The sequence below is a fragment of the Marinarcus sediminis (SeqCode) genome, assembly GCF_048571275.1.
Lineage (GTDB): Bacteria > Campylobacterota > Campylobacteria > Campylobacterales > Arcobacteraceae > Marinarcus > Marinarcus sediminis.
This window is the reverse complement of the sequence record NZ_CP182357.1, coordinates 1,678,322-1,703,540: the sequence shown is the minus strand read 5'-3', so window position 1 is coordinate 1,703,540 and position 25,219 is coordinate 1,678,322. Positions and strand designations below refer to the sequence as shown.

At 32.9% G+C, this 25,219-nt stretch carries 25 protein-coding genes; 24 read left to right on the top strand and 1 reads right to left on the bottom strand.

Going from position 1 to position 25,219, the window contains the following annotated elements:
• The first annotated feature begins 30 nt into the window (after positions 1-30).
• From urtA to ureG, 24 genes are all read left to right on the top strand, one after another.
• Positions 31-1,308, top strand: coding sequence for an urea ABC transporter substrate-binding protein (gene urtA, locus ACNI3C_RS08570; RefSeq protein WP_419769394.1), 1,278 nt, complete (start codon positions 31-33; stop codon positions 1,306-1,308).
• Positions 1,309-1,353: 45 nt separating this feature from the next.
• A complete protein-coding gene (gene urtB, locus ACNI3C_RS08565; protein ID WP_419769393.1) occupies positions 1,354-2,946 on the top strand; it encodes an urea ABC transporter permease subunit UrtB in 1,593 nt (530 codons plus the stop codon).
• 3 nt (positions 2,947-2,949) lie between these two features.
• Positions 2,950-4,065 carry an urea ABC transporter permease subunit UrtC gene (gene urtC / locus ACNI3C_RS08560; protein ID WP_419769392.1) on the top strand — a complete coding sequence of 372 codons (1,116 nt, stop codon included), beginning with the start codon at positions 2,950-2,952 and terminating at the stop codon, positions 4,063-4,065.
• Positions 4,062-4,850 carry an urea ABC transporter ATP-binding protein UrtD gene (urtD, locus tag ACNI3C_RS08555; protein ID WP_419769391.1) on the top strand — a complete coding sequence of 263 codons (789 nt, stop codon included), beginning with the start codon at positions 4,062-4,064 and terminating at the stop codon, positions 4,848-4,850. The genes urtC and urtD overlap by 4 nt, the downstream gene beginning before the upstream one ends.
• A gap of 1 nt (position 4,851) precedes the next feature.
• Positions 4,852-5,547, top strand: coding sequence for an urea ABC transporter ATP-binding subunit UrtE (gene urtE, locus ACNI3C_RS08550; RefSeq protein ID WP_419769390.1), 696 nt, complete (start codon positions 4,852-4,854; stop codon positions 5,545-5,547).
• Positions 5,548-5,558: 11 nt separating this feature from the next.
• Positions 5,559-6,311 (top strand): urease accessory protein UreD, encoded by a 753-nt coding sequence (locus ACNI3C_RS08545; protein WP_419769389.1) that lies wholly within the window; start codon positions 5,559-5,561, stop codon positions 6,309-6,311.
• A 31-nt stretch (positions 6,312-6,342) separates the two neighbouring features.
• Positions 6,343-7,509, top strand: a complete 1,167-nt coding sequence (locus ACNI3C_RS08540) for an MFS transporter (RefSeq protein ID WP_419769388.1) — start codon at positions 6,343-6,345, stop codon at positions 7,507-7,509.
• Positions 7,510-8,044: 535 nt separating this feature from the next.
• Positions 8,045-9,214 (top strand): ABC transporter substrate-binding protein, encoded by a 1,170-nt coding sequence (locus tag ACNI3C_RS08535; RefSeq protein ID WP_419769387.1) that lies wholly within the window; start codon positions 8,045-8,047, stop codon positions 9,212-9,214.
• A gap of 50 nt (positions 9,215-9,264) precedes the next feature.
• Positions 9,265-10,137, top strand: coding sequence for a branched-chain amino acid ABC transporter permease (locus tag ACNI3C_RS08530; RefSeq protein ID WP_419769386.1), 873 nt, complete (start codon positions 9,265-9,267; stop codon positions 10,135-10,137).
• A 3-nt stretch (positions 10,138-10,140) separates the two neighbouring features.
• Entirely contained in the window at positions 10,141-11,106 is a 966-nt protein-coding gene (locus ACNI3C_RS08525) for a branched-chain amino acid ABC transporter permease (RefSeq protein WP_419769385.1), read from the top strand.
• A complete protein-coding gene (locus ACNI3C_RS08520) occupies positions 11,103-11,885 on the top strand; it encodes an ABC transporter ATP-binding protein (protein WP_419769384.1) in 783 nt (260 codons plus the stop codon). Before ACNI3C_RS08525 ends, ACNI3C_RS08520 begins: the two co-directional genes overlap by 4 nt.
• A 1-nt stretch (position 11,886) precedes the next feature.
• Complete coding sequence (locus tag ACNI3C_RS08515) at positions 11,887-12,606, top strand: ABC transporter ATP-binding protein (protein ID WP_419769383.1); 720 nt, start codon at positions 11,887-11,889, stop codon at positions 12,604-12,606.
• Positions 12,606-13,304, top strand: coding sequence for an aspartate/glutamate racemase family protein (locus ACNI3C_RS08510; protein ID WP_419769382.1), 699 nt, complete (start codon positions 12,606-12,608; stop codon positions 13,302-13,304). Before ACNI3C_RS08515 ends, ACNI3C_RS08510 begins: the two co-directional genes overlap by 1 nt.
• Before the next feature lie 151 nt (positions 13,305-13,455).
• A complete protein-coding gene (locus ACNI3C_RS08505) occupies positions 13,456-14,142 on the top strand; it encodes a GntR family transcriptional regulator (protein WP_419769381.1) in 687 nt (228 codons plus the stop codon).
• A 161-nt stretch (positions 14,143-14,303) separates the two neighbouring features.
• Positions 14,304-15,224, top strand: a complete 921-nt coding sequence (gene puuE / locus ACNI3C_RS08500; RefSeq protein WP_419769380.1) for an allantoinase PuuE — start codon at positions 14,304-14,306, stop codon at positions 15,222-15,224.
• The gene (gene alc / locus ACNI3C_RS08495) at positions 15,221-16,219 is read left to right on the top strand and encodes an allantoicase (RefSeq protein WP_419769379.1); all 999 of its coding nucleotides are present in this window, start codon (positions 15,221-15,223) and stop codon (positions 16,217-16,219) included. The genes puuE and alc overlap by 4 nt, the downstream gene beginning before the upstream one ends.
• A gap of 7 nt (positions 16,220-16,226) precedes the next feature.
• Positions 16,227-16,739, top strand: a complete 513-nt coding sequence (locus ACNI3C_RS08490; protein ID WP_419769378.1) for an ureidoglycolate lyase — start codon at positions 16,227-16,229, stop codon at positions 16,737-16,739.
• A 213-nt stretch (positions 16,740-16,952) separates the two neighbouring features.
• On the top strand, positions 16,953-18,377 hold the full coding sequence (locus ACNI3C_RS08485) for an NCS1 family nucleobase:cation symporter-1 (RefSeq protein WP_419769377.1): 1,425 nt from the start codon (positions 16,953-16,955) through the stop codon (positions 18,375-18,377).
• An 11-nt stretch (positions 18,378-18,388) separates the two neighbouring features.
• The gene (locus ACNI3C_RS08480; protein WP_419769376.1) at positions 18,389-20,554 is read left to right on the top strand and encodes a malate synthase G; all 2,166 of its coding nucleotides are present in this window, start codon (positions 18,389-18,391) and stop codon (positions 20,552-20,554) included.
• Between the two features lie 86 nt (positions 20,555-20,640).
• Complete coding sequence (locus ACNI3C_RS08475) at positions 20,641-21,321, top strand: urease subunit gamma (RefSeq protein WP_419769375.1); 681 nt, start codon at positions 20,641-20,643, stop codon at positions 21,319-21,321.
• A 1-nt stretch (position 21,322) separates the two neighbouring features.
• Positions 21,323-23,023: an urease subunit alpha gene (gene ureC / locus ACNI3C_RS08470; protein WP_419769374.1), complete on the top strand. Its 1,701-nt coding sequence runs from the start codon at positions 21,323-21,325 to the stop codon at positions 23,021-23,023.
• 8 nt (positions 23,024-23,031) lie between these two features.
• Positions 23,032-23,466: an urease accessory protein UreE gene (locus ACNI3C_RS08465; RefSeq protein WP_419769373.1), complete on the top strand. Its 435-nt coding sequence runs from the start codon at positions 23,032-23,034 to the stop codon at positions 23,464-23,466.
• The gene (locus tag ACNI3C_RS08460; RefSeq protein ID WP_419769372.1) at positions 23,441-24,148 is read left to right on the top strand and encodes an urease accessory protein UreF; all 708 of its coding nucleotides are present in this window, start codon (positions 23,441-23,443) and stop codon (positions 24,146-24,148) included. Before ACNI3C_RS08465 ends, ACNI3C_RS08460 begins: the two co-directional genes overlap by 26 nt.
• Positions 24,149-24,160: 12 nt before the next feature.
• Positions 24,161-24,754, top strand: coding sequence for an urease accessory protein UreG (ureG, locus tag ACNI3C_RS08455; protein WP_419769371.1), 594 nt, complete (start codon positions 24,161-24,163; stop codon positions 24,752-24,754).
• Here the strand turns inward: ureG and ACNI3C_RS08450 are convergent.
• Positions 24,740-25,216 (bottom strand): MarR family winged helix-turn-helix transcriptional regulator, encoded by a 477-nt coding sequence (locus ACNI3C_RS08450; protein WP_419769370.1) that lies wholly within the window; start codon positions 25,214-25,216, stop codon positions 24,740-24,742. The two genes, ureG and ACNI3C_RS08450, sit on opposite strands and share 15 nt — an antisense overlap.
• Positions 25,217-25,219 lie beyond the last annotated feature (3 nt).

The window sequence follows — 25,219 nt, the reverse complement described above, 5'->3', positions numbered from 1 at the left end:
CCAAACGGTTACATATTTTAAGGAGATAAAATGATCAAATCACTCGCAAAAGGCTTATCAATAGCTGCGTTAATTGGAATGAGTATGACTGCATTTGCAGCAGATACCATTAAAGTTGGTGTGCTTCACTCACTGTCTGGAACAATGGCAATTTCTGAAACAACACTCAAAGATACGGTATTAATGTTAATAGATGAACAAAATAAAAAAGGTGGACTATTAGGGAAAAAACTTGAACCCGTAGTGGTTGATCCTGCGTCAAACTGGCCACTGTTTGCAGAAAAAATGAGAGCTCTTTTAACAAAAGATAAAGTCGATGTTACTTTTGGTTGTTGGACATCAGTTTCTAGAAAATCTGTTCTTCCTGTGGTTGAAGAGTTAAATGGTTTGCTTTTTTATCCTGTTCAATATGAGGGGGAAGAGTCCAGTAAAAATGTATTTTATACAGGTGCTGCACCAAACCAACAAGCCATTCCTGCAGTAGATTATCTGATGAATGACATGGGTGTTAAAAGATGGGTACTAGCAGGTACTGATTATGTATATCCAAGAACCACAAACAAAATCTTAGAAGCGTATTTAAAATCAAAAGGGGTAAAAGCCACTGATATAATGATTAACTATACGCCATTTGGACACTCAGATTGGCAAAGCATTGTAAGTGAAATCAAAAAATTTGGAAACGCGGGTAAAAAAACAGCGGTTGTTTCTACCATAAATGGAGATGCCAATGTTCCTTTTTATAAAGAGTTAGGTAACCAAGGTATTTCATCTTCATCGATTCCCGTTATTGCATTCTCTGTGGGAGAAGAAGAGCTTTCAGGACTTGACACAAAACCTTTAGTGGGACATTTAGCGGCTTGGAACTATTTTGAGAGTGTTAATACGCCAGAAAATGACAAGTTCATCTCTACTTGGCACAAATTTATTAAAGATGACAAAAGAGTTACCAATGACCCAATGGAAGCTACATATATCGGATTTAACTTATGGGTGAAAGCGGTTGAAAAAGCAGGTACAACAGATGTAAATAAAGTAAGAGACGCAATCGTTGGATTATCGGTTCCAAACCTTACAGGGGGAACAGCAACTGTACTTAAAAACCATCATATTACAAAACCCGTACTTATTGGTGAGATTCAAGAAGATGGGCAGTTTGAAACGGTATGGCAAACAGAAAAAGAGGTTCCAGGAGATGCTTGGTCTGACTTTTTACCAGGAAGCAAAGATTTAATCTCAGATTGGACTAAACCAATCAATTGTGGAAACTATAACACTAAAACTAAAACGTGTGTAGGCGCTAAATAATTAAAATATGAGAGGGAACTCTCATATTTTAGAAGAAAGGTCATCATGAAAATATTTACAATAATATTGCTTAATTTATTAATGTTCTCATCGCTTTTAGCAAATGATATTCAAACAGATGCACAAGCACTCATTTCAAACAATTTTGCCCAAAAAGAGAGTGCCATCTTAAGTTTAACCAAAAACTATAAAGGCAATGAAAGATTAGAAGTGTTGCTTCAAAAACTGCTTTCGGGAGATTTATACTTTACCAAAGAGAACAATCAAATTGTTTTTTTAAAAGATAAAATTGACAACAACTACTATACCGTTGATGTTTTTAGTAACGAAGCATTAAAAGAGGCATCAAAATACGATTTTGTAAAAATAAAAATCAATAATAAATTAAGAAATATTATCAATGGCTCGCTGGCTCAATTAAATCTTCTCTCAAAAGATGAAGATAAACGATTGCGTTCAGCAAAGAATCTGTTAAAAAACCTCAGCATTGATGACAAAGAGGTCATTGTAGAAGCATTATCCAATGAAAAATCAAGCAGCGTTAAAGAGGTTTTAGAAGAAGCCAATACCATTCTAATTGCCCAATATGGATCAAATCAAAAGAGGTATGAAGCCGTTGAAAAATTGAGTGAATTTATCTCTTCAAAATCTTTACAAACTTTGAAACAACTCATTAACAGTGAAGATCAAACGTTAAAAAGCATCGCAAAAAGTAGCCTTGAAATTGTCGAGTTAAAAAGAAGTGTTTTCTCCATTATTGAGACCGCATTTTTTGGTTTGAGTCAAGGTTCTGTTCTGCTTCTTGCTGCCATTGGGCTTGCCATTACTTTTGGTGTTATGAAAGTCATTAACATGGCTCATGGGGAGTTAATTATGATTGGAGCCTACACTACTTATACCATTCAACAACTGCTGCCTAACTTCATTGAATACTCAGTCATTATTGCTGTTCCTGCGGCATTTATTGTCAGTGGAGTTGTGGGAATTTTGATTGAAAGATTAGTCATACGTCACTTATATGGACGACCGCTTGAAACACTGCTGGCTACATTTGGGGTGAGTTTGATTTTACAACAATTGGTGCGAACCATCTATTCACCCCTTAATCAAGAGGTTAAAACCCCTTCTTGGATGAGTGGCGCATTAGAAGTGAACAGTGCTCTGTTTTTAACCTATAACCGATTGTATATTGTCCTCTTTTCTTTGATGGTCTTTTTAGCCATTTTATATGTGATGAAAAAAACATCATTGGGATTAAAAGTGCGTGCCGTTTCACAAAACAGACCCATCGCCAGAGCCATGGGAATCAAATCAAGCTTTATTGATGCAGCAACATTTGGGATTGGTTCAGGAATCGCAGGGGTTGCAGGAGTTGCCTTAAGCCAGCTGACCAATGTGGGACCCAATTTAGGTCAAGCTTACATCGTAGACAGTTTTATGGTAGTTGTTTTTGGCGGAGTGGGAAATCTTTGGGGAACATTGATTGCCTCTTTAACCTTAGGAGAAATAAGCAAATTCATAGAACCCGTTGCGGGTGCAGTGTTGGCCAAAGTTATTATCTTGGTATTTATTATTTTATTTATACAAAAAAGACCTAGAGGGCTGTTTCCTCAAAAAGGTCGAGATGCACAGGATTAGAAAATGAAAAATAACTCTTTAATATTAAAAATTTTAGAAAATGACAAAGGCGGGAAGATTGTTTTATCCATTCTTGCTGTTGTCGTATTTATAGTATCGTTTTGTAATTTGTTTGTACCAAGTGATTCGGTCTTTTATATCTCAACATTTACGGTTACAATTTTAGGAAAATACTTAGCCTTTGCCCTTTTAGCCTTAGCATTGGATTTGGTGTGGGGATATTTAGGAGTGTTAAGTCTTGGTCATGGGGCATTTTTTGCTCTTGGTGGTTACGGACTTGCCATGTATCTTATGCGTCAAATAGGCGACAGAGGAGTTTATGGAAATCCTGATTTACCTGATTTTATGGTATTTATGAACTTAAAAGAGTTACCATGGTTTTGGTATGGGTTTGATAATCCTTTGTTTACGTTTATTATGATTATGCTCATCCCTGCAATTTTGGCTTTTGTATTTGGATGGTTTGCTTTTAAATCACGAGTAACGGGAGTCTATCTTTCCATTATAACTCAAGCCATGACCTATGCTCTTATGTTAGCCTTTTTTAGAAATGACATGGGCTTTGGGGGAAACAATGGTTTGACCGATTTTAAAGATATTTTAGGTTTTGATTTGCAAGCAGATTCTACACGAGTGGGTTTACTTATTATCACCTTTTTGGCTTTGACTTTGGGATATTTCATTTGCCGATTTATAATAAACTCAAGATTGGGTCGTGTGATTATTTCCATCAGAGATGCCGAGAGTCGAGTGAGATTTTTAGGCTATAAAGTGGAACAATACAAAGTCTTTATATTTGTGGTTTCAGCAATACTTGCAGGAGTTGCAGGTGCACTGTATGTTCCACAAGTAGGAATCATAAACCCCGGTGTTTTTTCACCTTTGTTTTCTATTGAATTGGTGATTTGGGTCGCCATTGGAGGAAGAGGAACATTATATGGAGCGATTATAGGTGCAATTATTGTTAACTTTGCAAGTACTTACTTTACCTCTTCTCTTCCAGAAGTTTGGTTATATGCCTTAGGGGGATTGTTTGTTCTTGTAACGTTATATCTTCCTGAAGGGGTAGTTGGACTTATCAGAAAAATCAATGAAAAAGTCAGAAAGGTGAACACATGAAACTCTTAAGACATGAAAACGAACAAAACATTGGTCACCTTAAAATTGGGGACAGAATTCTTTTAGTTGATGGGGTGAGTGTCAGTTTCGATGGATTTAAAGCGTTGAACAACTTGAGTTTTTCTATCAATTACGGAGAACTGAGATGTATCATTGGAGCTAATGGTGCAGGAAAATCAACCATGATGGACGTAGTTACAGGTAAAACAAAACCCGATGCAGGGAGAGTCATCTTTGGTGAAGCGGTCAATTTATTGGAATTGGATGAACCCTCAATCTCTGAAATAGGCATTGGAAGAAAATTCCAAAAACCAACGGTTTTTCAAAATCATACCGTTTTTGAAAACCTAGAACTTGCCATGAAAGATGACAAACGATTTTTCAAAACACTTTTTTCAAAACTAAAAGACGAACAAAAAGACAAAATTGAAGAGACCATGAAACTCATAGGTCTAAAAGAGCTTTACAACATGGATGCAGGGATTTTATCGCACGGTCAAAAACAGTGGCTTGAAATTGGAATGCTTATCATGCAAGAGCCAAAACTGCTGCTTGTTGATGAACCCGTTGCAGGTATGACACCCCAAGAAGTAGAAAAAACCGCAGAGATTTTAACACGTCTGTCAAAAGAGAATGCCGTCGTGGTAGTTGAACATGATATGGAGTTTATACGAAGTATTGCTTCAAAAGTTACGGTGTTGCATGAGGGGTCTGTTTTAGCTGAAGGTTCTATGGATGCCATTCAAAACAATGAAAAAGTTCGACGTGTTTACTTAGGGGAATAAAATGTTAAAAATAGAAAAAATCAATCAATTTTATGGACAAAGTCATACCCTTTGGGATTTGAACTTGGAGATTAAAAAAGGACGATGTACGTGTCTTATGGGAAGAAATGGCGTGGGGAAAACAACGCTGAGTAAAGTAATCATGGGATTGCTTCCAATCAAAGATGGAAAAATCATCTATGATGGAGAAGATATTTCAAAACTTGCTGACCATAAACGTGCCAGTATTGCTATAGGTTATGTCCCCCAAGGAAGAGAGATTTTTTCTCAACTGAGCGTTTTAGAAAACTTACAAATCGGAGTTTTGGCAAACAGAAATAAAATCTCAAAAGTTCCAGAAAAAATCTATGAACTCTTTCCTGTATTAAAAGAGATGCAAAAAAGAAAAGGGGGAGATTTAAGTGGTGGTCAGCAACAACAACTTGCCATTGCAAGAGCACTCTGTATTGATCCCAAATTTTTGATTTTAGATGAGCCAAGTGAAGGGATACAACCCAATATTGTAGCCCAAATTGGTGAAGTCATTGATTATCTTACAAAAGAAGAAGAGATGACTGTTTTACTCGTAGAGCAAAAACTTCCCTTTGCCAGAAGACACGGGGATGATTTTTATGTGGTTGACAGAGGAAGTGTAGTTGCACAAGGGGAAATTTCACAGCTGAGTGATGATATAATCAAACAACATTTATCGGTATAAATAGGAATGACATGAGCATAAAGTTTGGATTTGAAAACGAAAAATTTTCTTTAGAGAAATTGGCACTTCCTTCGCGTCATTACTATTTCCAAGAAGAAGAGAACTACATCAAACTTCTCAATATTGGCGAAGGCATCTTCCCCAAAGATAAAATCCGAACCTCTTTTAAACTCAACAGTTCCAATTTAATTTTAACCACCGAATCCGCTACAAAAATTTACCCATCAAAAAAAGAGTTTGCTATAAATAAAATAGATGTCATACTGGAAAATGGTTCAAATTTGGAGTTTTTAAATGATGAACTTATTTTATACAAAGAGGCAAAATATATTCAGTTTTTTAATTTGAACTATGATGATAGCTCGACTTTTTTTTATTCAGATATCTTAAGTCGGGGAAGAAGTTTTGAGGATTTTGATTTTTCAAATGTTTTGATGAAAAATACTTTTTATTCAAATAAAAAATTAGAATACATAGAAAAATTTGATGTAATAGGTGATGAATTAAAAGATTATATAATTAGAAAAGAGAGTACGAATTTTATTTTTATAAAATTTTATATGAAAACAAAAGATAATGAAAAGTTCTTAGAACTAATAAGACAAAATAGTTTTGATTCATTTACTTTTTCAAAATCAAAAGAGATAATCATAGGAACAATCAGTTCAAACAACATGAATGATATTAAAAAAAATCAAAAACTTATTTGGAACCTTTATAGAAAATATTTAGGCAAAAAAGAGTTCTCTTTGGGGAAACAATAAATAAGTTTTGATTTTATTTGGAGAGATTTAAATGCAAGTATCAATTAATAAAATATCAATTGCACTTTTTTTTATAGTGTCAGTAATCTTTTCCACAATATATACTCCACAAGCAATCTTACCCGTTTTAAAACATACTTTTCATATCAGCGTATTAGAAACAAACCTTTTACTTTCTGGTATGTTATTTGTATTGATGTTCTCAACTCCTTTTTATGCTCCTATATCTAATCGTTTTGGAAAGAAAAGAATTATGGTATTTTGTACATTTTTTCTTTTTCTTTCTGTTTTATTATCTTCAATGAGCTCGAATTTTTATGTATTACTTTTTAGTAGATTCTTACAAGGTATATTTGTACCTGGAATTACAGCTATTATGCTCTCTTATGTACAAGAAATATATCCAAAATCCCATAGAGGTTTTGGCATGGGGATTTATATGGCAGCAACAAGTTTTGGAGCAGTTGTAGGAAGGTTATTAGCTGGCTGGATTACGTTTCTTTATTCATGGAAAATAGCTTTTTTACTCTTTGCCATTCTTTTAGCCATTGCTTTTATTACAATGATTTTTGCTTTACCCGTGAGTGAAACAAAAATAGCAAATAAAAGAGTGATAAATAAAGAGGTACTCTTCTCTTTTCTTTCAAATACAAAAATACTCTCCGTATTGCTCATCCCAACGGTAGTGTTTTTTTCCTTTATGGGTATTTCAACTTTTGCCACCTATCATTTAGCTCAAGCACCATTTAATCTTGATGCTAGCCAATTGGGTAATGTATTCTTAGTTTTACTCTTAGGCGTTATTATAAGCCCTCTTGCGGGGAGATATTCTGATATTATTGGAAGAGTAAGAATACTATTTTTTGGTATTTGTATTTTAATTGTAGGTATATTTTTAACTTTTTCTTCTTCAATTACTTTTGTGATAGCAGGAATTGGGCTTGTTACAATTGGAATGTTTTCTGTGCAATCAGTTACACCCACATATTTAGGAGAGTTAGTACCTGAAAATAAAGCAACAGTATCTATTTTATATCAAAGCTTTTTTTATCTGGGTGGTTGTTTAGGAACTTTTATACCCTCACTTGCTTGGGAGTATTACAATTATATAGGAGTTGCAATACTTTGTATTATTTTGCTTTTATTTGGAAGTATTTTTTTATTATTTAATATATTGAAAGCTAAAACTAATAGATAGCTATAGGGATAAATTTTATGAATATAACTGTTTTATCAGAAAACTTGAAATGTGATTTAAAAGATTAAAAAAATGAACATGGGCTTTCTCTTTATATAGAAAAGGACAATCACTACTTACTTTTTGCTACAGGGGAAAGTGCATACATGAAATTAAGATATTTTTTAGGAGATATAGTTAAATGTCTTAATCTTGGAAGAAAAATTAATGTTTAAATCTTTGATTAAATGTCTTTTTTTACACTAAAATAATTAGTTCTCTCATTCCTTGTTTCAATATATATGAATAATCTATAATCTAATTGACTAAGTGCAAAATAATATATTGTATATAATATATATATAAGTGTCTAAAAATATCCAATAAATCCATTTTAAAGTTTATAAACTTTTTGTAAAGATTAAATAAAGAATGTGTTTTCGTAAAACTGTATAAAATATATACAATCATTGTATACAATTATTGTATACAATCTGATAAGATGATTTTAATAATTTATCATTGATAAATATTACATATATCAAGGGAGAAAGAAATGAAAAAATTTCTGAAAATAAGTTTAGCAGTAGGGATGCTAAGTAGTGCTCTTTTAGCTCAAGATACTATAAAGATTGGATTTGTTGGAACACTTTCTGGAGCAAATGCTGCTTGGGGAACTTCAAATGTAAGATCAATGGAAACATCAGCAGAGATTTATAACAAAAAAGGTGGTGTTGAAATTGGCGGTAAAAAATACAAAGTAGAAGTTGTACCTTTTGATGATGCATACGATCCAAAAATTGCAGTTGCAGGTATGGAAAAGATGGCACAAGAGGGTATCAAATATGTTGTAGGACCAAATGATGATGCTCAAGCGATTGCAGTAAGACCAATTGCACAGAGAAATAAAATTGTATATTTCCCATATGCATTTAATAAAACTTTATACAAAAAACCTGCTAACTATGCTGTATTTGGAATGATTGCATCATATCAATGGGAACCAGCAGTTTATAAATGGCTACAAGATAATAAAGGTGTAAAAACTGTTGCATTTTTAGCTGCAAATGCTTCTGATCCTCTTAACCAAAGAGACAATGGACTTAAAATTGCTAAAGATTTAGGCTTAGATATTGTTGAAGCAAAAGCTACTTATAAAGCTGATACTAGAGACTTCTTTTCTGTAATTACGCCAATTATTAAAAAGAAACCAGATTTATTAGTTCTTTCAGGAGTATCTCCTGCAACTGCACCACTTATTATTAAAACTGCTAGACAATTAGGATTTAAAGGTTTTATGGCTGCTGGTACTGCACTTGATGCTGGTATTTTAAAAGAGGGAGCTGGTGATGCTGCAAATGGGTTTATTTGTCAAGGTGGAGCTGATGCTTCAATTCAATCAAAGGTTATGGAAAACTGGGTTGCACATTATACAAAGAAATTTGGTGAGTACAATGATGAATCAAATACAAAAGTATTTGCACTTGAATATATCTTAGAAGTAATGAAATCAAATCCAAAAGCGATTAATGATGCAGATGAATTCCTTAAAACTGTTGATGCAGGATGGGAAGCTCCAAATAAATTCTTTAAAGATAAAGATGCAAAACTTAAATTTGTAGGTAAAACAACATTTGGTCAAGATAGACAATTAGGTGTTCCTTTAACTCCAAAAATCTATAAAAATGGAATGTTTGAAACATTATTCGTAGGTTCAGCAGACTAGTTATATGAGGTATCTTTTGATACCTCTATTTTAAAATAGGAAATGATTTAATGGAACAGATATTACTTAATGGTTTAATTACAGGGGCGCAATATGCTTTAATCGCACTTGGTTTGACACTAATCTTCTCTTTAATGAGTATTTTAAATTTTGCTCATGGTCAGATGTACGTCTTAGGAGCATTTATTACTTACTATGTGTATGGTAAGTTAGGTATGCCTTTTATTGTAGCTATTGTTGCTTCAGGGTTAACATTAGCACTAATAGGTGCAATATTTGAAAAATATCTTTTTAACACCGTCTTGAAAAGATCTGTCAGGGAAGAGAGTTCAATGCTTCTTGCAGCTGGTACTGCATTTTTCTTAGACTCTTTGATTCTTATTGTATTTGGAGAGAAACAAAGAAGTGTTCCAGCACTTGTTGATGGAGTATTTTTTGGTGAAGATTTTGGTTTAGACATTATCATTCCATATAACAGAGTTGTTATTGGTTTAATTGCAATTGTTATGATTGTATCATTTATTTTATTTATGCAATACTCAAAACCTGGGCGAGCTATGAGAGCTTTAGCTCAAGATAAAACAGCAGCTCAACTAATGGGTGTTGATTTGGATAGATATAGTTTAATTGGATTTGCTTTAGGAGCAATGCTTGCAGGTGTAGCAGGAAGTTTACTTGTTACTATTACGGGGGTTAATTCTGGTATTGGTGGAGGTATCTCAATACAAGCATTTACAATGATTATGATTGGTGGAGCTGGCGTTATCTCTGGAGCTATCATAGGTGGATTTATTTTAGGACTTGTTGAAGCTTTTGGTTTATATTATTTGCCAGGAGATGTAACTTATCTTACTATTTTTGTATGTCTGATGATATTTCTTACTTTACGTCCACAGGGACTTATGGGAAAACCTTGGGGGTGATTTATGGAAAATAAAAAATTTATAATACAAGTATTAATTGCCCTAGTTTTTTTACTAGTAGTTATTCCAACTATTTTAATTAGTACTGAGAGAAATGACTACTTTTATGGCTTTACTTCAGTTGCTATCTTAGCAACTATTAGTTCAGGTGTTTGGTTGACATTTTATATGGGAAGAATTAATATTGGGCAAGGTGCATATGCATTAATTGGAGCATATACAACAGCAGTTTTAGTGACAAGTGTAGGTTTATCTTTTTGGATATCTATTTTTTTAGCGGGAATTGTTGCAGCATTTTTTAGTATCTTAATTGGTTTACCAATTTTAAGATTAAAAGGGGTGTATTTTTCTATGATTACACTAACATTAACTGAAGTTGCAAAACTTTTGGCAATAGTGTTAGTCCCAATCACAAATGGACCTAGAGGAATTACAAATATTCCTTTACCAGATGAATTAAACATATTTGGACTTACTATTATCCCCGATTTTGCAACTATGGAAAACAGTAAAATAGGATTTTACTATTTAGGAACAATTGCAATGATTATCACATTTGCAATAATGTATAGATTAACAAAATCAAGAATGGGTATCTTATTAAGATCTCTTCAACAAAATGAAGAATTAGCTTCATCTTTTGGAGTTAATATTGCTTATTTAAGAGTGATATCTTATGCTATTGCTTCATTTTTTGGTGGGGTGGGAGGAGCAATTTTTATTAACCTAACCCAATCAGTTTATCCAACTACTTTTCAAGTAGCAGATTCAATTAATTATATGTTATATACATTCTTAGGTGGATTGGCATATGTATTTGGACCAATATTAGGAGCTTTTGTTTTATACTTTTCATGGGATTTATTATTTATTTTTAAACAGTATCAACTATTGATTTACTCAGGGATTATGATTTTATTAATGGTATTTTTACCAAATGGGATATTAAGTTTAAGGTTTAAAAAATGAAAAAAAGAATTTTAGAAATAAACAACTTAACAAAAAAATTTGGTTCTTTATATGCTGTTAATGATGTTACCTTTGAAGTGTATGAAGGTGAAATTTTATCTGTAATTGGTCCAAATGGTGCAGGTAAATCAACTACTTTTAAATTGATTGCTTCATTTTTAAAACCATCATCAGGTGAAGTTATATTTAATAGAGAAAAAATATCAGGTCTAAAACCACATTTGGTTGCAAGAAAAGGTGTTGTTAGAACTTTTCAAGAGACTACAGTTTTTAAAAGTATGAGCGTTAGAGACAATATTATTATTGCTCATCAATTACAAGCAAAATCAAATCTTTTAGGCTCTTTTTTTAATACAAAACTTGCAAAAGAGGATAATGAAAGGTTTGGAAAATCAGCTGATAAGATTATAGATTTTTTAGGTTTATCTGATGTTAGAGATGAATTAACCTCTAACTTACCACATGGTCTCTTAAGAGCTTTAGGTATAGCAAATGCTTTAGCGTGTAAGCCAAAAGTTTTATTATTGGATGAGCCCTTTGCTGGCATGAATCATGATGAAACAAGAAGATGTATGGATATGGTAAAACAGATAAAAAACTCAGGAGTTACAGTACTTTTAGTTGAGCATGATATGCCAGCTGTTATGGAAATATCAGACAGAATTGTAGTAATTAGTTTTGGTGAAAAAATAGCAGAAGGAAAACCTGCTGAGATTCAAAAAAATCCTAAAGTAATTGAAGCTTACTTAGGTATAGAAGATGAAGAGTTAGGAATTTAATATGGCATTATTAGAGTGTAAAAATTTAGAGATAAACTATGACCAAGTAAGAGCAGTAAGAGATGTTAACATCTCTTTAGAAGAGGGTGAGACTATCACTTTAATTGGAGCAAATGGAGCTGGAAAATCTTCAATTCTAAAAGCAATCACAGGTCTTAAAAGACCAACTTCAGGAGAAGTGATTTTCAATGGTGAAAGTCTAAATGGAATCAGTCCTTCTAAAATAGTTGAAAAAGGTATTGCCATGACTCCTGAGGGGAGAAGAGTATTTCCTTATATGAGTGTAAAGGATAATCTTCTAATGGGTGCTTTTACCAGAAAAGATAAAGATGGGATTAAAGAAGATTTAGAAAAAGTTTTAGAAAAATTTCCACGACTAAAAGAGAGATATAAACAACAAGCAAGCACTATGAGTGGTGGAGAACAACAAATGATGGTTATTGGACGTGCTCTTATGTCTAGACCCAAAGTTTTACTAATGGATGAGCCAAGTCTAGGAATTGCTCCAAAACTAGTTCAAGATATAGCAAGATCAATTGTACAAATCAATAAAGAGGATAAAGTATCTGTTATCTTAGTTGAACAAAATTCAAGAATGGCACTTAAGGTTTCAAATAGAGCCTATGCAATGCAATTAGGGGAAGTCCTATTAAGTGGAAATTCAAAAGATTTAATGCACGATGAACGAATAATTGAGCTATATTTAGGAGGAACTCACTAATGAAACTAGCAATTATAAATCCAAACTCAACAGAATCTATGACAAAAAAGTGTGAAGAGGTAGCTTTAAAATTTAAAAATCCTGATACCCAAGTTTGGGCTTCTAATCCTACAAATACTCCAAAAAGTATTGAAGGACATTTTGATGAAGTGAAAAGTTTAATGGGACTTATGGATGAAATTAAAAAAGCAAAAGAGTGGGGAGCAGAGGCTTTCGTAGTTGCTTGCTTTGATGACCCAGGATTAGAAGCAGCAAGGGAGCTTGTAGATGGTCCAGTTATTGGTATTTGTGAAGCAGCTATGCATATGACATCTATTATTTCTTCTAGTTTTTCAGTTGTAACTACTTTAAATAGATCCATTCCAATTATTGAAGAGTTATCTCATAAATATGGTATGGATAAGTTTTGTAGAAAAGTAAGAGCAGCTGATATTCCCGTTTTAGCATTAGAAGATGGTACTTGTAATGCAATGAAAAAAATAGAGAGTGAAATTTTAAAAGCAGTCAAAGAGGATAATTGCGAAGCTATTATTTTAGGGTGTGCGGGAATGGCTGATTTAACAATTGAGTTATCAAAAAGGTGTAATATTCCAGTTGTTGATGGTGTATTGTGTGCAATTAAGATGGCTGAATCAATGGTTGGAGCAAAACTAATGACAAGCAAAATAAATGCATATGCTTATCCTATTGAAAAGTGATAAACATTAGCTTTATATGAGATAGCTTTAACGTAAAATTTTGGTGTGCCGTTTATATTAATTGCATTCTGGTTATTGTTTACAGAAACTAGAATATAAATTATAATATAATAAACTAGCACAAAATGAGAAAAAGTGGGAGAAACTTTTAATGGATAAAAAAAATTTATTTACTTTAGAGGATAATATTGTAAATTTTATATTTGATGCAATTTTTACAAAAAATCTTCAACCAGGTACTAAATTATCAGAAAGTGTTTTAGCAAAAGAGTTAAACATAAGTAGAGATGTTGTAAGAAAAGCCTTTAGTAAACTACAAACTATGGGAATTTTAAGTTATAAAAAGAATCAAGGGTTTAATGTCGTTTGGATTAGTGAAGAGAATGCAAAAGATATTTTTACAACAAGAAAAATAATTGAAGCAGGTATTGTTGAAATTGTTACCAAAAGACATTCAAAGGAAAATTTAGACCTATCATCAATTTTAGAAAACATTAATACAGAAGAGTACTTGAAACTATCCAATAGAAATGGAGAATATGTTAAATCATCTTGTGATTTCCATCTAAATTTGGCTGCATTAAGTGAAAATGAATTTTTAATTAATGCCCTAAAACCTTTAATCCCTTTAAGTATTCTTGCTGCTTTAATTTATGAAGATGAAAATACTGAGTTTTCTTCATATGATGAACATAGAGCTTTAATTGAGACAATTAAAAGTAATAATGTTACTAATGCAAAAAATGTTATGTTAGAACATTTAGATCACTGTCTTGATGTTTTAGATTTTGATTTAGATACTATTAATAAAAAGAATAAATTTCTTTTTATTAACTAATTATTTGTATAACTTAGTTAATTTTACCCACTTTTACTCTATTTTAAAAACAATTGTATAAAAAATAGACAAAAATTGTAGACAAAAATTGTAGACAATCTGATAAAATACTCTCATAAATAAATTTTAAAAGCAGTTTTTGCTTTTTTACGAGAGAGAAAATGATTAATAACAACTACCCAAGAGATTTAATTGGTTACTCAAATAAACCAATAAATCCAAAATGGCCAAATAACGCAAAAGTAGCTTTACAATTTGTTTTAAACTACGAAGAGGGAGCAGAAAACTGCATCTTACATGGGGATGAAGCAAGCGAAATATTTTTATCAGAGATGAACAATCCCCAAGCTTTTTATAATCAAAGACACAAATCTATGGAATCATTGTATGAATATGGTTCTAGAGTTGGGGTTTGGAGAATCTTAGAACTTTTCAAAGATTTTGATATACCTCTTACAATCTTTGCTGTTGCTATGGCAGTAGCTAGAAATCCTAAACTTGCTGAATACCTTGCCCTTAACAATTATGATATATGCTCCCACGGATATAGATGGATAAACTACCAAACAATTGAAGAATCTATTGAAAGGGATCACCTTTATAAAAGTATTGAAGTATTAGAGAAAATGATTGGGACTAGACCACTTGGTTGGTATACAGGACGGGATAGTGAAAATACAAGAAAACTAGTAGTTCAAGAGAGTGGTTTTTTATATGATAGTGATGCATATAATGATGATTTACCATATTTTGCACCAGAAATTACAACAAAAGAACACCTAGTAATTCCATATACAATGGATAATAATGATATGAGATTTGTTTTTGGAGGATTTTCTTATAGTGACCAGTTTTACAACTACCTAAAAGATAGTTTTGATACTTTATACCTTGAAGGAAGTAAAACCCCTAAAATGATGTCTATAGGGATGCATTGTAGAATTTTAGGGAAACCTGGAAGAATCATGGCTATGAGAAGATTTTTAGAGTATGTAAAAGGTTTTGATGATGTTTGGTTTGCAACAAGAGGTGATATTGCAAACCATTGGATAGATAATTTTAGTAATAAGGGAACAAAATGATAAATGTTGCAAGTTGCGAATTAGGTGCAGAAGTAATATATACAACAGATGAATTTTTTGCAAGTGCAAATAGAATGTTAGCTGAAACAGAAGCTGTATTTAAAGATGAGTTTGATGATAACGGTCATTGGATGGATGGTTGGGAGACTAGAAGAAGAAGAGATGGTGAAAACGATCATTGTATTATAAAACTAGGAAACTTATCAAAAATCAACTCATTTTTAGTTGATACCACACACTTTAGAGGGAATTATCCTTTAGCAATATCTATAAAAGGATGTTGTGTGAAAAATAAAGATGATAAAACATTTTTAGAAGAGATTGATAGTGTTGAATGGATTGACCTTTTAACTCAAAGTGATTTAAAAGGTCATACAAAACACGATTTTAATTCCCTTTCTCAAACTGAATTAACCCATTTAAGAGTAGATATTTACCCAGATGGAGGAATTGCAAGATTTAAAGCTTTTGGTGAAATCTGTTTTGATGAAAAACTATATGAACAAGAAAATATCAATGTAGCATCTATGAGAAATGCAGCAAGGGCAGTTTATACAAACAATGAGTTTTTTGGTCCTTTAAAAAATATATTAAAAGATGAAGAAGCTGTTAATATGGGTGATGGTTGGGAGACTAGAAGAAGAAGAGAACCAGGATTTGATTGGGGAATTATTGAGTTAGCTAAGCCTGCAATTATAGATAACATCATGATTGATACAAACTTTTTCAAAGGAAACTTTGCAGATAAGTTTTCAATTAGTGCAGCTTATTTAGAAGAAACAACAGATAATTCAGTTGTAACACAGAGTATGTTTTGGGAAGAGTTAATTGCACCTCAAAAATTAGAGATGCACAACAAACACTATTTTGATAAAAGTTTTTTAAAGCATCAAAAACCAATTACACATATTAGAATAAATATTTTCCCAGATGGTGGAGTCTCAAGACTTAAACTGTTTGGAAAATTTGTTAAAAAAGAAGAGATAAAGGCTTAAGATGAGAATGGAACTTAAGCCAAAACCTCTTACAAAAGAGGCTTTTGAAAAGTTTGGAGAAGTTGTAAGTTGTGAAAATAGAGATTCAAAAATCATAAATAATGGTTATGCCCAAAAATTTTATGAGCTTTGTACTATGGATGCAAATGAAAAAGATGGAAGTTCAACTTTACATATCTATATAGGAAAAAATAGAGAGTTTCCTTTACACATCAATATGTTAGAGAAACACCCATACTTTTCCCAAACCTTTATGCCAAGAAGTAAAGAGCCATTTTTATGTGTTGTTGCTTTAGGTGAGGAAAAGCCTGATTTTTCAACAATAGAGGCTTTTGTAACAAGCGGAAATCAAGGGGTTCATTACAATAGAGGTGTTTGGCATTTTCCATTAATTTGCCTCAAAGATAAAGAGGAGTTCATCGTAATTGATAGAACAGATAAAAATCAAAAGCAAAACAAAATTGTTGAGTGTATTGAATATGAAATTAAAGAAAAAGAGATTTTTCTAATAAAAGAGTGATTTATGAGTGATATTAATATTAAACCACCATAAGTGACTTTTTTATTTCAATTTTTATATATCCATAAAAAAGTCGCTTTCGCCAGCGTGATTATAAATAAAGATATATTAAAAAGAAGAATAATGAGAGAGAAAATACTTTAGTTTGCACTACAAAACAATATTTTATTGCCTTTTTTGTAGTGCCCATGGAAAAAATACATAGGGATGATTATGATACAAGATGTAAATAGTGACTCGTTGTCACCTACAAAAAAGAGTGAAAAAAATTGGAAATGGTTTGAAGTGTCAAATATATGGGCAAATGATATACAAAGTCTTTTTGGATATACCTTAGTTGCCTCACTATTCATAAATTATGGGGTAACAGGTTGGACTGCCTTTTTTGCATTGATTGTTGCTGGATTACTGGTTACTTTTTTAGTAAATATTTCAGGTAAAGCTGGAGTTGATTATGGAATTCCTTATCCTGTTTTAGCACGTTCAAGTATGGGTATAAATGGAGCTAAACTATCAGCTATTATAAGAGCTATAGTTGCTGTTTTTTGGTTTGGGGTTCAAACATATTTTGCTTCAACTGCGCTTCATCTTTTAATTACTGCTTTAACAGGGATTCATCCAGAGGCTAAATTCTTAGGAATAGATTCAATTGGATGGTTATCCTTCTTTGTTGTATGGATACTTCAAATGGTAATTTTCTCAAAAGGGATGTCTTGGGTATCTAAATTCTTAAACTTTGCAGCTCCATTTGTTTATATTATTATGATTGGCTTATTAGTTGTTTTATGGAGTAAATCTGGGGGAGATTTATTTAATGTGGCAAACAATATTTTTTCAAATAAAGGCTCAGATTTAAGTAGTGAAATCAATGGTTTCTTTGCAATTTTGGGAACTATGATTGCTTATTTTGCTGCTGTAATGATTAACTTTAGTGATTTCTCAAGATATGCAAAAGATAATAAATCTATGGTTGTAGGAAATCTAGTTGGACTACCATTTAATATGGTATTTTTTTCTGCTTTAGCACTTTTGATTACTGCTGGTTCTGTTGTAGTATTTGGAGAAAAATTAACAAATCCTATGGATATTGTTGAAAGAGCTGATAGTACGATTTTAAGTTTAATTGCTGCAATTACATTTTTTACAGCAACTGTTGGTATTAACCTTGTTGCAAACTTTATTCCTGCTGTTAATGGTATCTCAAATCTTGCACCCAAAAAACTTTCTTTTAAAAAATCTGGAGTTATTACATCACTATTTGCACTTATAATTGGTGCATTTTGGGTTAGTTTTATTAGTCAAGTTGGAATTAGTCCAATAGTGAACACTCTTGGTGCAACACTAGCTCCTTTATATGGAATTTTAGTTGTTGATTACTATTTTATAAAAAAACAAAAATTAAATATAGATGCTTTATATGATGAAAGTGAAAATAGTGAATATTATTATGATAAGGGTTGGAATAAAAATACAATCATTGCATTTTCAATTGGTGCAATCTTCTCAATATGTACGGTATGGGTTGACGCATTAAGTTCACTAAATGGTTATGGTTGGATTATTGGTGCAATTCTAGGTGGGATAATTCATCTAGGATTAGCAAAAAATGGAACAGAAGAACAATTAGCATTTAACTAAAAAGGGAAATTATGGAATATAAAGTATTAGAGGGAAATTTAACAGTAGATAGATCTCTTTATGAATTAATCAATGAAGAGATTTTACCAATAACAACAATCTCTAAAGAGCTTTTTTGGAAAAACTTTGAAAATATTATTGAGGAATTGACACCTGAAAATAAAGCTTTATTAAAAAAAAGAGATGCTTTTCAAACACTAATTGATTCATGGCATATAAATAATAAATATGATGAAAATAGTCTTACTGAATATAAAAACTTTTTAAAACAGATTGCTTATTTAGTTGATGAAAAAGAGGATTTCAAAGTTGAAACTTCAAATGTAGATGAAGAGATAAAACTTCAAGCGGGACCACAACTTGTGGTACCTGTAAAAAATGCTAGATTTGCTTTAAATGCTGCAAATGCTAGATGGGGAAGTTTATATGATGCTTTATATGGAACTAATGTAATCTCAACAGATGGCAAACTAGCAATTACAAAAGAGTACAATGAAACAAGAGGAAAAGCAGTTGTAGATTATGCAAAAGAGCATTTAGATACAGTTGCTCCACTTAAAAAAGGAAGCCATAAAGATGCAAGATCTTATAAGATTGTAGATAACAAATTAGAAATTGTTCTTGAAAATATTACAACCACTTTAGAAGATGATTTAAAATTAGTTGCTTACGAAGGGGAGAAAGAAAACCCCACAGCAATAGTTTTTAAAAACAACAACCTTCATGTAATAGTTGAGTTTGATAAAGATAACTTTATTGGAAAACTTGATATTTCAGGGGTAAAAGATATAGTTGTAGAAGCTGCTGTTTCTACTATTATGGATTGTGAAGACTCCATTGCGGCAGTGGATGCCCAAGATAAAGTTGAAGTTTATAGAAACTGGTTCGGTCTTATGAAAGGTGATTTAGAAGATAGCTTTGAAAAGGGTGGAAAAACAGTTACTAGAAAACTAAACTCTGATAGAAAATATAAAACTTTAGATGACAAAGAGTTAACTTTGCATGGAAGAAGTCTACTTTTCATTAGAAATGTTGGTCATCTTATGACAAATCCAGCTATTTTAGATAAAGAGGGAAATGAAGTTTTTGAAGGAATTATGGATTGTATGATTACAACTTTAGCTGCAATTCCTGATTTAACTAATAAAAATGAGAAAAAAAATAGTAGAACAAAATCTATGTATATAGTAAAACCAAAAATGCATGGACCAGAGGAGGTTGCCTTTGCCGTTAAACTATTTGAAAAAGTTGAAAAAGCTCTAAATCTTCCCAAAAACACTATAAAAATTGGTATTATGGATGAGGAGAGAAGAACAACTATAAACCTAAAAGAGTGTATTAGACAAGCTACTAAAAGAGTTGTATTTATTAACACAGGATTCTTAGATAGAACAGGTGATGAGATTCATACCTCTATGTTAGCTGGAGCTATGACACCAAAAACAAAAATGAAAAGTGAAACTTGGATAAAAGCTTATGAGACGTGGAATGTTGATATTGGTTTGGAGTGTGGACTTCAAGGTTTCTCTCAAATTGGAAAAGGGATGTGGGCTATGCCAGATGAGATGGCTAAAATGATGGATGAAAAAATATCTCACCCAAAATCAGGTGCAAACACTGCTTGGGTTCCCTCTCCTACAGCTGCAACTTTACACTCTATTCACTACCATAAAGTTGATGTATTTAGTATTCAAAATGAACTTAAAGGGAAAAGAAGAGCAAGTGTAGATGAGCTTTTAACTATTCCTTTACTAAAAGAGACTTTATCAAAAGAGACAATCAAAAATGAGATTGACAACAACTGCCAAAGTATCTTAGGATATGTTGTTAGATGGATTGATGCAGGGGTTGGATGTTCAAAAGTTCCAGATATAAATAATGTAGCACTGATGGAAGATAGGGCAACACTTAGAATCTCTTCTCAACATTTAGCAAACTGGATTGAGCATAAAATCACTTCAAAAGAGGAAGTATTGGAATCTTTAAAACAGATGGCAAAAGTTGTTGACAAACAAAATGAAAATGACTCAAGTTATATAAATATAGCACCTTCATATGATGGATATGCCTTTAAAGCAGCTTGTGCACTTATTTTTGAGGGAAAAGAGCAAGCATCAGGTTATACTGAACCTCTTTTACATAAATATAGAAGAGAATATAAAGCTAAAACTATATAATTAGTGAATATAAAGTATACAGTTAAAAAAGTAATTAGTTCTGAATTTTAGATAATATAATAGAGAAAAATAAATAGGAGAGCAAAATGTTTTTAACCAACAGAGAACAAGAAAAACTGATGCTTTATACCGCTTCAAAACTCGCTCATGAACGAAAAGAAAGAGGCTTAAAGCTTAATTTTCCAGAAGCAACGGCGATTATCAGCTCATATATCATTGAAGGGGCAAGAGACGGTAAAAGTGTCGCTGAGCTCATGGTGGATGCCAGAAACGTTTTAAAAGAAGAGGACGTTATGGAAGGGATTGCTTCTATGATGCACATGGTACAAGTTGAAGCCACTTTTGATGATGGAACCAAACTGGTAACTGTGCATAATCCTATTGCTACAACAAAAAAAGCGGACAAGGAACCAGGGGAATATTTTATATCAAGTGGTGAAATAACACTCAATGAAAACAAAGAACGTACCACCTTGTATGTAGAAAACAAAGGGGACAGACCCGTACAAATTGGCTCACATTATCACTTCTTTGAAGTCAATAAAGAACTCTCTTTTCCTAGAGCCCAAGCGTATGGAAAAAGATTGGATATTCCCGCTGGTACCTCAGTGCGATTTGAACCTGGTTCTTCTAAAGAGATTAATCTAATAGCGTTCAGTGGAAAAAGATACATGAGTGGTTTTAATGGTTTGGTTGAAGGCTTTTTAGACGATGAAACAACCCAAAAATCTGCCATGAAAAATTTAGAAAAGTTCCTAGGAGTATAAGATGAAAATATCAAAAGAAAAATATGCTTCAATGTATGGACCAACTACCAATGACAGATTCCGACTGGCCGATACCTCGTTAATTGCAAAAATAGAAAAAGATTATACCACTTATGGAGAAGAAGCCAAATTTGGTGGAGGTAAAACCATAAGAGATGGTATGGCGCAAAGTCCGACAGCAGTAGATGTGGCAGATTTGATTATTACCAATGCCATTATCATTGATTATACGGGTATTTACAAAGCCGATATTGGAATCAAAGAGGGGAAAATCAGTGCCATCGGGAAATCGGGTAATCCCAACCTTTGTGATGGCATTACCGAGGGTTTAGAAATAGGTGCGAATACTGAAATACTTTCAGCTGAAGGTAAAATCATCACAGCGGGGGGAATTGACTCACACATTCACTTTATCTCTCCGGGGCAAATCGATGAAGCTTTAAGCAGTGGAGTTACAACTATGATAGGTGGGGGAACTGGTCCAAATACAGGTACCAATGCTACCACATGTACGCCAGGTGAATGGAACATAGGAAAAATGATACAAAGTGTTGATGATTTGCCTTTAAACTTTGGATTTATGGGAAAAGGGAACAGCTCTTGTGCTGAAGCTTTGGAAGTTCAAATCAAAGCAGGTGCAATGGGCTTAAAACTGCATGAAGATTGGGGAAGTACACCCAAAGCCATTGATACATGTTTGAGTGTAGCTGATAAATACGATGTACAAGTTGCCATTCACACCGATACGCTCAATGAGTCTGGTTTTGTGGATAATACGGTTGACAGTTTTAAAAGCCGAACCATCCATACGTTTCACTCAGAAGGTGCAGGAGGAGGACACGCGCCTGATATTATGAAAGTAGCAGGCTTATGTAATGTGTTGCCATCAAGTACCAACCCTACCTTACCTTATACAAAAAATACCATCGAAGAGCATTTGGATATGCTCATGGTGTGTCACCATTTAAGCCCTAAAATACCCGAAGATGTCAGTTTTGCAGAATCAAGAATTCGGGGAAAAACCATTGCGGCAGAAGATGTTTTACATGACTTGGGTGCTATTAGTATCACCAGTTCAGACTCTCAAGCCATGGGACGAGTAGGAGAAGTGCTTATACGAACATGGCAAGTGGCAGATTCCATGAAACAACAACGAGGTGCTTTAGTGGGAGACGATGAGTTCAGTGATAACAATCGAATCAAACGATACATTGCTAAATATACCATTAACCCAGCCATTGCGTGTGGTATTGATGAGTATGTAGGAAGTGTGGAAGTGGGGAAAATGGCGGATTTGGTTTTATGGAACCGAGCTTTTTTTGGCGTCAAACCTGAAATTATCATCAAAGGGGGCTTTGTAGCACTTTCTTTAATGGGCGATTCAAATGCATCAATTCCCACCCCAGAACCCAGTATGTATCGAAAAATGTTTGGAAGTCTTGGACGGGCAAGTTCAAAAACAAGTGCCATTTTCACTTCGCAAATTGCCACTGAAACACTGAAAAATAAACTGGACATCAACAAAGCAGTATTGGCTGTTAAAAACACTCGAACCATTGGCAAAAAAGATATGAAACTCAATGATTTTATCGGCAACATAGAGGTCAATCCTGAAACCTATGATGTAACGATTAATGGTGAACTCATCGAGTCAAACTATCAAAGTGTTCTTCCAATGGCTAAAAAATATTTTATGTTTTAGGAAATACCATGATAAAAAAAGTAATTGAAATAAAAAAAGGCACAGATGCTTCAGATGAAGTGGAACTCTCTTGGTTTGATATGCAAAAGCCCAATTTAACCGCCGTAAGTAAAGCAGGCGTAAATTTTGTAATTAAAGCCAAATTTACCCATTTACATGAAAATGATATTTTGGTATGTGAAGATAATTATGCCATTAAAGTAAGCCGTTGTGCCGATGAAATTTTTGTTTTAGAGTTTTCAGACGCCCTCACCTTTGCTAAAACAGCGTATGAAATAGGCAATCGTCATCAACCTGTTATGCTCGAAGAGTTTAAAATCATCATTTTAGATGATATTTCACTCTCAGACATCATCAAAGAATGCATGGCAAATGAAAACATTAACGTAGAAAAAACAAAAGGGTATTTTAAACCAAATGGTAAAGCACACCACTCACACTGATTCAACAAACCTAAAATCATTGAGTCGGTTTTTACAAATACTGGATGGAAGCTTTCCATCCGGCATGTTTGTACACTCATTTGGTCTTGAACCGCATATCTTAAAGGCTCACGTAAACAATATTGACGATTTAAAAGTTTATTTTAAAAACCTTCTTATTGATCAATACAGCAAAATGGAGTTTGTCTGTGTTCAAAAAGTCTATGAAGCCTTGGAAAAAGAGAAATTAGATTGGCTTAAAAAACTTGACAATGAATATGGTGCTTATTTGACGTTTGAATATGCGAAAGCTTCTCGTGATATTGGGCAAAACTATTTTGCCCAAATAGAAACGTTGCCAAAAAAAAAGAGTGTAAAAACATATTTTAACCTCATAAAAACAAAAAGTTGCCCTGCCAATGAAATTGTGGTTTTAAGTGCTTTGGCGTATGATTTAGATATTGCGATGGAAAATTTTATTGTTATGTGGACAAAAAAAAATCTCATAAACATAGCCTCAACCACGCTAAAAATATCACGAATACAACCTTCACAAATACAAAAAATGCTCTTTGAATTTGATGAAATTTTAGAGTCAATTGATTTTAAGAAAATAAATAAAAAAATCACCAATTTTAATCCATTGTTTGAAGAGGTAATATTTGCCCATAAAAATTTAGAACCAAAGATGTTCGCAACATAAAGGAAATACAACATGAGTTTAAAAATAGGCATAGCAGGACCTGTAGGAAGTGGTAAAACTTCAATCATCGAACAATTGACCAATGCGTTAAAAAATGAGTACTCATTGGGCATTGTAACCAATGATATCTATACCACTGAAGATGCAAATTATCTTAAAAAAACACTGGACTTAGATGAAAACAGAATCATTGGGGTAGAAACAGGAGGTTGTCCTCACACGGCAATCCGAGATGATATAACAATGAATGCAAAAGCAGTAGAAGAACTTGAAACAAACTTTCATCCCGATATTATTTTTGTTGAAAGTGGTGGCGATAATTTAAGTGCCACATTTTCTTATGAGTTGGTCGATTATTATCTCTATGTTATTGATGTGGCGCAAGGTGCGGATATTCCAAGAAAAAAAGGAGCTGGACTTCTTTTTTGTGATTTATTGGTGGTCAATAAAACCGACTTAGCTCCTTATGTGAATGTCAATCTCACTTCCATGGAAGAAGATGTTAAAGCAAACAGAAAAAATAAACCTTATATTTTTCTCAGCAATAAAAAGCCCGAAGGATTAAATGAAATTATTCAATGGTTAAGCGTATTAAAAGAGGCTTAAGGTCAGTTTTTTTAACATTGCCTTTAATGAAACTTGTTCTTCATGGCTTAAAATATCAAACATTGGTTGGTTGACTTTCATTATCTCTTTTAATGACTCTTCCACCACCTCTTCACCTTTTTTTTCTATTTTAACCAAAGTGCTTCGTTTATCTAAAAATGAAGGTATACGTGAAACGTATCCTAAAAGTTCTAACTTTTTAAGCACTTTGGTCATGCCACCAGAAGAGAAAACTGTTGCAGCATATAGATCAGTGGGGGAAAGCGTTTTCCCATTAAAGTATAAAGCAGCCAACACATCTAAATCAGAGTGTATCAGATTAAACTGTTCTTTTAAAATATGTTCAGTCGCATTAAACATATTTTTATAAATTAAACTGAAAGGGAGAGTATAATTTGCCACTTCATACTCCTGCATTTTTGCTGTATTTTCAAAGAAATATTCTAAATGTTTTTTATCCATGGT